Below are 7,983 nucleotides of genomic sequence, written 5' to 3'. Positions count from 1 at the left end.
CCGTTGTCCGTTGTCCGTTGTCCGTTGTCCGTTGTCCGTTGTCCGTTGTCCGTTGCGAGAAATAAATTTAGCTTCGCTAAATTCTCTATTAATAATTGTTATGAAGTCTATTTTCTAACTTCTATTTTCTATTTTCTAATAATCCGTATACACTATATACTTAATACTTTTTTACTTAATACTTCATTCTAAAAGACTAAGCCATTTTAGGTTTGTTCGCTTTGGTTATAAAATTTAAATCTCTTTTAACTCTTGAGTTTTTAAACTTGTATAATCTAGCAACTTCTGTTGAAATGTTTTCTTTGACTTCAAATGTAGTTTCAGTAACGATGCCCATCTCAATAGTTTCAACTTTTACATCTGATGTATTGTTTTGTGCTTGAGCAGTAAAGCTTAAAAAGATGATGAAGATTGTTGCTATTATTGTTTTCATGACTTGCGTTTGTTACAATAATAGAACGCCGCAGGCCTTGTTTTACTAGGTGATGAATCGCTGAAAAACCCCTAATTCTCGTTGGTTGACACAAGTTCGGGTAAAGTGTAAAATCTCATCGACAAACGACAACAGCCCTAAAATCACCTTACCGATAATTGATGTCGTTAACCGAGAAACGAAAAATCAAGCGCAAGTTCAAGTTCAAGTTCAAGTTTTAAAAAAAGAAAAGAGAGGATAGAATAGAGAAAATAGAGGTTGGTTGTTGGTTGCTTACTTTAACGCTTCGCGTTTTTTAGAATTAAATAATAAGTATAAAGTACTAAGATATTACGTTAATAATTGCTCTAATAATTCGCTTTACTAAATACGCTATTTTCTCTTTTGCAATCTAGTATTACCGATTTTGCAATTCGCAACAAGTCTATTCTCTATTCTCTATTTTCTATTTTCAATATTCCAACTTAAAACTTTTTACTTTATCCTAATTTCAATAACACATTGGGGTCTGGGCAGTTTTCCTTGTAAAAAGATAATTTAGCTTCTGCACACACACCTGGGTAATCACCTTCCTTACCTTCCAGGTCTTTTATAATTTGAAAATGAAGATGTGGGGCGTAGTTAACATTGATATCCGGTGTACCCAAAGTTGCCAGCACGTCTCCTGCCTTAAAATTCTTTCCTATATATAGTCCAGATAATGAAGCCAAGCTCAAATGACCATATAACGTATAGAAGGTAATACCATTTAAAACATGTTCTAAAATAATAGTGGGTCCATAATCACCAATGGTGGTATTATTTTTAAAGCTATGCACGCTTCCGTTTATAGGTACCATTACTTTAGTACCTGCAGCGTGCCAGAAATCCATACCTAAATGAATATTTCTTATTGGTTGTGTATCTGATGTAAAACCTTTCTTATCACTATATAAGTTTCTCTGTTCTAAATATCCACCGTAGGCGATAACACCTTGTTTACTTTTAAGTACATTATCTATGTAAGCTTGACAAACGGTGTAATCTGTAATATCCAGATTTATTAAATCTTTGTTGGACTTAGAAATATCCAAAGCCACATATGCATTTGCAGAAATAGCGAAATCTAATATGCAAATGGTTTCTGCCGAGTAAGACTCAAGAGCTTCTAGTAGTGTATTCATTTCCCAAAAATATAATTTCCTTCAATGTCGTTAACATTTTTTAACCGTTTTCCTCGTAAGGTCTTTGTAAATTACCTACCAATTGCTAAAAGAAAATTATTATGAAATTATTACAAGTCACTTTATTGGCCTGTGCAACTATGATAGCTACCAGTTGCCAGTCTAAAGTCAAAAAAAATACGATTTCCGAAAATTCTGAAATGATCCAATCAACAGAAGAGGAAATAGAGGAAGAAGTAAAATTGAGCCCACAACAATTAAGTAAATATGAAACTGCATATTTTGCCAGTGGATGTTTTTGGTGCGTTGAAGCTATTTTTGAAAGTGTAAAGGGAGTTAAGGAAGTAGTATCCGGCTATGCCGGGGGCAAACAAAAGAACCCTACTTATGAAGAAGTTGGTTACGGTAAAACAGACCATGCAGAGGCTGTAGAGGTTTATTACGACCCCAGTGTAATTTCATTTACACAATTGGTTCAAGTATTTTTCGGTTCTCATGACCCTACACAATTAAATAGACAAGGACCGGATCGCGGAAGACAATACCGGTCTATAGCTTTTTACAAAAATGATGAGCAAAAGAAAATCATAGAAAGCTATATGCAAGCACTTACCGATAACAAAGTTTACGACAATGATCCAATTACTACAGAAGTGATACCCTATACGGTATTTTACAAAGCAGAGGACTATCATCAAGATTATGAAAAGAACAATCCAAACAATTCGTACATAAGGAACGTTTCCATACCAAGATTAAATAGATTTAAAGAAAACTTTGGAGATTATCTAAAGAAAAGTGCACATTAAAAATTTACCAAGAAATATATAAAGACAAGCACCCCGAAAAAGGTGCTTGTTTTATTCTATAACGACCTTTATAAATTGAACTTTACCCTACTACATATAATTCTGGAATAGTTATTTAAGCTTTACTAAATATTACTTCTTATAACAAAGTACTAATTATCTTACAATAATTAAGTAAATAGTGTGTTTACATCATAGACGCCAACTGCTTATTATGAAATGGACTATTTATCTTTTACTCGTTTTTGGCCTTGTGTCATGCAAAAACGTAAGTAATAAGAAAAACTCTCAAGTAACACCAGTCTCCTATATTAATGACTCTCCTACTCTAGATGGTAGGGCTATAGAAAACTATTGGAATTTATTGGATTGGAAACCTATTGACCAAAATTGGATCGGTGGACCTTTTGACCATGATGATTACAACGGTAGGTATAAAATTGCCTGGAACGAGGACGGACTTTATATTCTTTTAGAAATAGTAGATGACATTATTTTGGACAAAACTGAAGATCCGTTAAAACTTTGGTGGAACGATGACTGCGTCATTGTTTATGTAGATGAAGATAATTCTGGTGGGCAGCATAGATTTAATCATAATGCATTTACCTACCATGTAGCCTTAGATGGTAATGTTGTGGATTTAGGTGTTGACGAAAAACCTACCTTATACAATGACCATATCATTTCTAAGCACCTAACGGAAGGCAATACTACCTATTGGGAAATGTTTGTAAAGGTTTACCCTGGCATATATAACGATGAACCGAATATTAAGCCTGTAGTACTCAAAGAGAATAAGAAAATTGGTTTTGCACTTGCCTATGCGGATAATGATCATAGTGAAAAGCGAGAGAACTTAATAGGATCTGTATTTGTAGCAGGAGAAAATAAGAACAAAGGGTGGATAGATGCTAATGTTTTTGGGACATTACAATTGGTAAAATAGCTACTGAAGCACTACTTTGCTGTAATCTGATGTAATTACTATAGATCGATCATTATTAGCTTTTATATGATGCCCTTTATGAATCGTTGTAGTGCCATTCTTGGTCGCTATCATTTGTAAACCTTCTGGCAATTTTAATGTCGATGAATTTCCTTTAATATATATATTGCTAGCTACTTTTGGTACGGTAACATTTAATTCTCCATTTTTTACACTAACATCCAGGTCTTTAAAATCGTTTCCCAATTCAAATACGTGCACCGATCCAAAATCATTCTTTATAAATGCATTTTTAAATAATTTATCTATAGTAACATCAGATGAAGTTGCCTGCAATTGTAATTGAACCACTTCTGATAATAAAATTTCTTCTGAATAAGAAGTACTTAAACGTCCATAATTCCATCTTTGAACACTTACAGGCGTATATGAGGCAGAAACATTAGTTTCTTCTCCGTCTATAGTAACTGCCCAAAGGCTTGAATGCGATAGGTTCGCATTCAAGTTTTTGGTATTCTCAGCTAGTTTAACCTCACCATGGCGTACATCCATTTTTATTCTGGTAGACTTTGGTAAGCTAATTTTTATGGTCTTTTTAATTTTAAAATTCTTTTGTTCCCCTTCATTTGAAAAGTAAAATACGTTAGGCACATCTGCTTCATTTACTCTAGAAGTACTAATAAAAGATCGTAGTTCTTCTTTTCCTTCCGCTGCCTGAGCGCGTTTTTCTTCACGTTCTTCAAGTCTTTGCCGTAATTCTTCGTGACGTTGTTCCATTAACTTCTCCCTTTCCTGCATCAATTTTTCACGTCTTTGCTCATATTTTTCAAGCTTTTCCTCATTTAATGTTTCCTCCATTCGCCCGGCCCATTCCTCTAATCTTTTTTGATGTTTTTTATCAAAACTCTTTTCAAAATTCTTTTGCCATTTCTTCATGTATTTTTCACCATCTTTTTGATATTCCTCATAATCAAAAATAAAGGCTTCTGTTTGCGGCAATGGTGGCATTTCAGGAAACGGGGCTATTTCTGGTACACTAACTACAAAAGATGCAATTTCCGGCACCGCTATACGCATACCGCCATGATCGAATAATTCATCGGAATCAAAACTAGCAAAGAAGTCGTTATTCTTTGACTTGGAAGAAATCTTGATCTCTTTGCTATTTCCTAAAATTTCAATGGGGCTATTCTTAAAATAGTTTTCTGCTTCTTCTTTAGTTGCACCTTCTAGGATAATGGTGGCCGAAATGGCCACCTCATCCTTATCCCACGTTTCAAATTCAATATCGGCATAACTGGTATTGATATTTACCACGGCATCTTCTGCCACAATAAACCGTTCTTGAAATGTTTTACTTTCCTCTTGTGCCAAAAGCGTAGTAGAAGTTAATATACCTAATGCAATGATGAGTTGCCTAGATACTGTTGTCAATGATCTGTTCATTTTTTGATAATTTTAATTCGTTCAACTTTCTTTTTAATTTCTGTAATAATTGTAATCTTAATTGTAAATTCTCTATCAGGGCTGTAATGGTTTGATCATTAGGCCCTAATTCTTTTAGCTCGGTATTCAACGTCTTATACTCTATATTTAAATTATTGAGCTGCTCCATAAAACTGTCTATCAACCCTTTGGTATCGGGTGATACTTCTAGCTTTGCCAATTCCATATTTATATTGGCAACGTAATAATTCTCCACCTTTTTTAAATCTGGTGAAAGGTCACCGAAAGTAAATTCAGATTTCTGTTCCTCTGCAGGTGTAGCATCAACTACTGTTGTAGTATTACCGTCATTAGTAAAGAATAAAAAACCTAAGCCCAAACTTATAATTACCGCTACTGATGCCGCAACCTTTAACCAAGTTTTTAAAGGTTTTTGTTCTGCCGGCATTGATTCTTCAAGTTTTTTCAAAAAGCGCTCCTCATGACCGGTTTTAATGGTTTGCTTTTGCTTTTCCCTATCCTTTTTGAACATGTCCCTAAGATCCTGTTCCATAATTCTTTTCTTTTAATAATTCTTTTAAATGACTTTTACCTCTAGACAATCTGGTTCTACAGGCAGAGGCAGATATATTAAGTACCTCCGCAATTTCTTTATGATCATAGCCTTCCAATAAGAACATAAGCACTACATATTTATACTTTTCCTGTAATTTATTTATGGCGCATCTTACCTGTTCTACACTTATGGTTGACGGCACCTTCCAATCATCATTTACATCAATTACCTGCATATAACTATCATCTAAAGAAACCTCCTTGTCCGTTTTTGATTTTAAAAAATCTATACTCTTGTTTACTACTATTCGCTTTAACCAAGCACCAAAAGTAACATCACCTTTAAACTGATGTAATTTTTCAAATGCCTTTATAAAAGACTCTTGTAGCACGTCTTCGGCATCATCCGCATTTTTCACGAAACGCATGGCAACAATGTACATTCCGTCACAATACTTCCTATACAACTGCAACTGTGCAGCGCGGTCGTTTGCTTTACATTTCTCTACGACATTGCTTTGAAACATCGGTTAAATTGATTGGTTTTATATTGTTGTTATAATAAGGACGACATAAAAATTAGAATGTTGCAAAAATTTTTATTTTTACACTATACTATTAAATATTCCCTTTGAAACAAGTTACAATTTCCAATGCCTTTTTAACACTTATGGTGCTTGATTATGGGGCCACCATTCAAAAACTACTTGTAAAAGGTGAGGATGGAGAATATACCAACGTTGTTGTTGGTTACAACCATCCAAGTAGATATCGTCTAGATGACAATGCTTTAGGTGCCAGTGTAGGGCGTTACGCCGGAAGAATATCTGAAGGCGGATTTGTTTTGGACAGAGAAAGATATCACCTATATCATGAAGACGGGGTACACCTTCATGGTGGCAAAGAGGGGTTTCATCAAAAATACTGGACCATTGAAGAGGTGGATAATAGTGACAAACCGTTTGTAAAGTTAAGTTATGCGAGCAAACATCTAGAAGAAGGTTACCCCGGTAATTTAACCGTTAGCGTTACCTATAAGCTAATGAACAATGCTTTACAGGTAATTTATGAAGGAGTAACAGATAGAAGTACGGTAATTAACCTGACCAACCATGCCTATTTTAAATTAGATGAAAACCCATACATAGACGAATATCAATTACAATTAAATTGTCCTTACCGGTTAGAAACCAAAGAAAACTTGTTACCTACCGGAAATATAATGCCTGTTCGAAAAACAGCGTTCGATTTTTTAATACCTAAAAAAATAGGGCTGCAAAGATTCGATACTGTTTTCATTAAGGATATTGGCAATGAGAAAGTAGCAGAGCTACATTCCAAAACCTCAGGTATTCATATGAAAGTTTACACCAATCAGCCGGCTTTGGTGGTATACACCCCAGAAGAATTCCCCGGCATCTGTTTTGAAACCCAGAACTATCCAGATGCACCTAATCAACCGGATTTTCCTAAAAGTGTTTTAAGACCTGGCGATATTTATAATAACATATCTATCTTTAAATTTGATATTGAAGGTTAAGAAAATAAAATAAGGTATATGTATAAACTATCATACCTAAAAATACTTAGCATGTTACCACCTATATCGTATTAGCGCAATTATAATGAATTTAGCCAATCTTACAACTTCAGAATTTCTTAAAGGTATCTACGCAAATAATGTTGCTATTGTAAGTAAGGCCATTACTATTGTGGAAAGCACAAAACCAGAGCATCGAATTATTGCGAACGAGATCATTGCCGGTTGTATTTCAAAAAAACACGAGTCTATTAGAATTGGTATTACCGGAGTTCCGGGTGCCGGTAAAAGCACTTTTATAGAACAATTTGGAGGTATGCTTACCAATCTTGGTAAAAAGGTTGCCGTACTGACCGTGGACCCATCTAGTAGTAAAACAAAAGGTAGTATTTTGGGCGATAAGACCCGTATGGAAGAACTGGTCAAAAATCCTAATGCATATATAAGACCATCGGCATCTGGTTCTTCATTAGGCGGTGTTACCCGCAAGACAAGGGAGAGTATCGTTATACTGGAAGCAGCAGGATTTAATTGTATTTTAATTGAAACAATTGGCGTAGGGCAAAGTGAAACTGCCGTTCATGACATGGTAGATTTTTTTTTATTATTAAAATTGGCAGGTGCCGGTGATGAGCTGCAGGGCATAAAAAGAGGTATTATAGAAATGGCCGATGCCATTGTCATTACAAAAGCGGACGGGGATAATATACAACGTGCCAATCTTGCCAAGATGGAGTTTGCCAGGGCTCTACATATGTTTCCGCCAAAAGAAAACGGCTATGTTCCCCAAGTGCTAACCTGCTCCGCTCTGGAAAATAGAGGTTTAAATGAAGTTTGGACCTTGATCGACAGCTACTGTAAAGACATGCAGGCATCAGGTTATTTTATGACCAACAGACAACAACAAAATGAAAATTGGTTGACTCAGTATTTAGAGCAAGAACTATTATCTGAATTCTATCTTCACCCAAAGACCATAGAGATGTTACCAGAATTAAAAAAAGAAGTTATCAGCGGAAATACCTCTCCTTTTTTAGCCGCAGAAAAGCTGTTAAAAGCTTTAAAACAGTAGTATACACTTTAAGATG

General features: G+C 35.0%; 9 protein-coding genes. 4 read left to right on the top strand and 5 right to left on the bottom strand.

Annotated elements, in window-relative coordinates:
- Window positions 1-196: 196 nt before the first annotated feature.
- Both QZ657_RS03970 and QZ657_RS03965 read right to left on the bottom strand, forming a co-directional pair.
- Entirely contained in the window at window positions 197-433 is a 237-nt protein-coding gene (locus tag QZ657_RS03970; protein WP_291965114.1) for a hypothetical protein, read from the bottom strand.
- A 479-nt stretch (window positions 434-912) separates the two neighbouring features.
- Window positions 913-1,596, bottom strand: coding sequence for a peptidoglycan DD-metalloendopeptidase family protein (locus QZ657_RS03965; RefSeq protein WP_291965113.1), 684 nt, complete (start codon window positions 1,594-1,596; stop codon window positions 913-915).
- A gap of 101 nt (window positions 1,597-1,697) precedes the next feature.
- On the opposite strand from QZ657_RS03965, the gene msrA reads away from it, so the two are divergent.
- Together msrA and QZ657_RS03955 are read left to right on the top strand one after the other, a co-directional pair.
- Window positions 1,698-2,405 (top strand): peptide-methionine (S)-S-oxide reductase MsrA, encoded by a 708-nt coding sequence (msrA, locus tag QZ657_RS03960; protein ID WP_291965111.1) that lies wholly within the window; start codon window positions 1,698-1,700, stop codon window positions 2,403-2,405.
- Window positions 2,406-2,619: 214 nt separating this feature from the next.
- Window positions 2,620-3,354 carry a sugar-binding protein gene (locus QZ657_RS03955; RefSeq protein ID WP_291965109.1) on the top strand — a complete coding sequence of 245 codons (735 nt, stop codon included), beginning with the start codon at window positions 2,620-2,622 and terminating at the stop codon, window positions 3,352-3,354.
- Here the strand turns inward: QZ657_RS03955 and QZ657_RS03950 are convergent, their stop codons facing one another.
- From QZ657_RS03950 to QZ657_RS03940, 3 genes are read right to left on the bottom strand one after another with little or no spacing between them, the layout of a single operon-like run.
- Complete coding sequence (locus QZ657_RS03950; RefSeq protein ID WP_291965107.1) at window positions 3,355-4,800, bottom strand: hypothetical protein; 1,446 nt, start codon at window positions 4,798-4,800, stop codon at window positions 3,355-3,357.
- Window positions 4,772-5,353 (bottom strand): hypothetical protein, encoded by a 582-nt coding sequence (locus tag QZ657_RS03945; protein WP_291965105.1) that lies wholly within the window; start codon window positions 5,351-5,353, stop codon window positions 4,772-4,774. Before QZ657_RS03945 ends, QZ657_RS03950 begins: the two co-directional genes overlap by 29 nt.
- On the bottom strand, window positions 5,337-5,882 hold the full coding sequence (locus QZ657_RS03940; protein WP_291965104.1) for an RNA polymerase sigma factor: 546 nt from the start codon (window positions 5,880-5,882) through the stop codon (window positions 5,337-5,339). Before QZ657_RS03940 ends, QZ657_RS03945 begins: the two co-directional genes overlap by 17 nt.
- 104 nt (window positions 5,883-5,986) lie before the next feature.
- Between QZ657_RS03940 and QZ657_RS03935 the strand changes: the two genes are divergently transcribed.
- Both QZ657_RS03935 and meaB read left to right on the top strand, forming a co-directional pair.
- Window positions 5,987-6,895, top strand: coding sequence for an aldose epimerase family protein (locus QZ657_RS03935; protein WP_291965102.1), 909 nt, complete (start codon window positions 5,987-5,989; stop codon window positions 6,893-6,895).
- An 85-nt stretch (window positions 6,896-6,980) separates the two neighbouring features.
- Entirely contained in the window at window positions 6,981-7,967 is a 987-nt protein-coding gene (gene meaB, locus QZ657_RS03930; protein WP_291965101.1) for a methylmalonyl Co-A mutase-associated GTPase MeaB, read from the top strand.
- Window positions 7,968-7,983 lie beyond the last annotated feature (16 nt).

This window comes from Maribacter sp. (assembly GCA_020629415.1).
GTDB classification, from domain to species: Bacteria; Bacteroidota; Bacteroidia; order Flavobacteriales; family Flavobacteriaceae; genus Maribacter; species Maribacter huludaoensis.
This window is presented reverse-complemented; position numbering and strand designations above follow the sequence as displayed.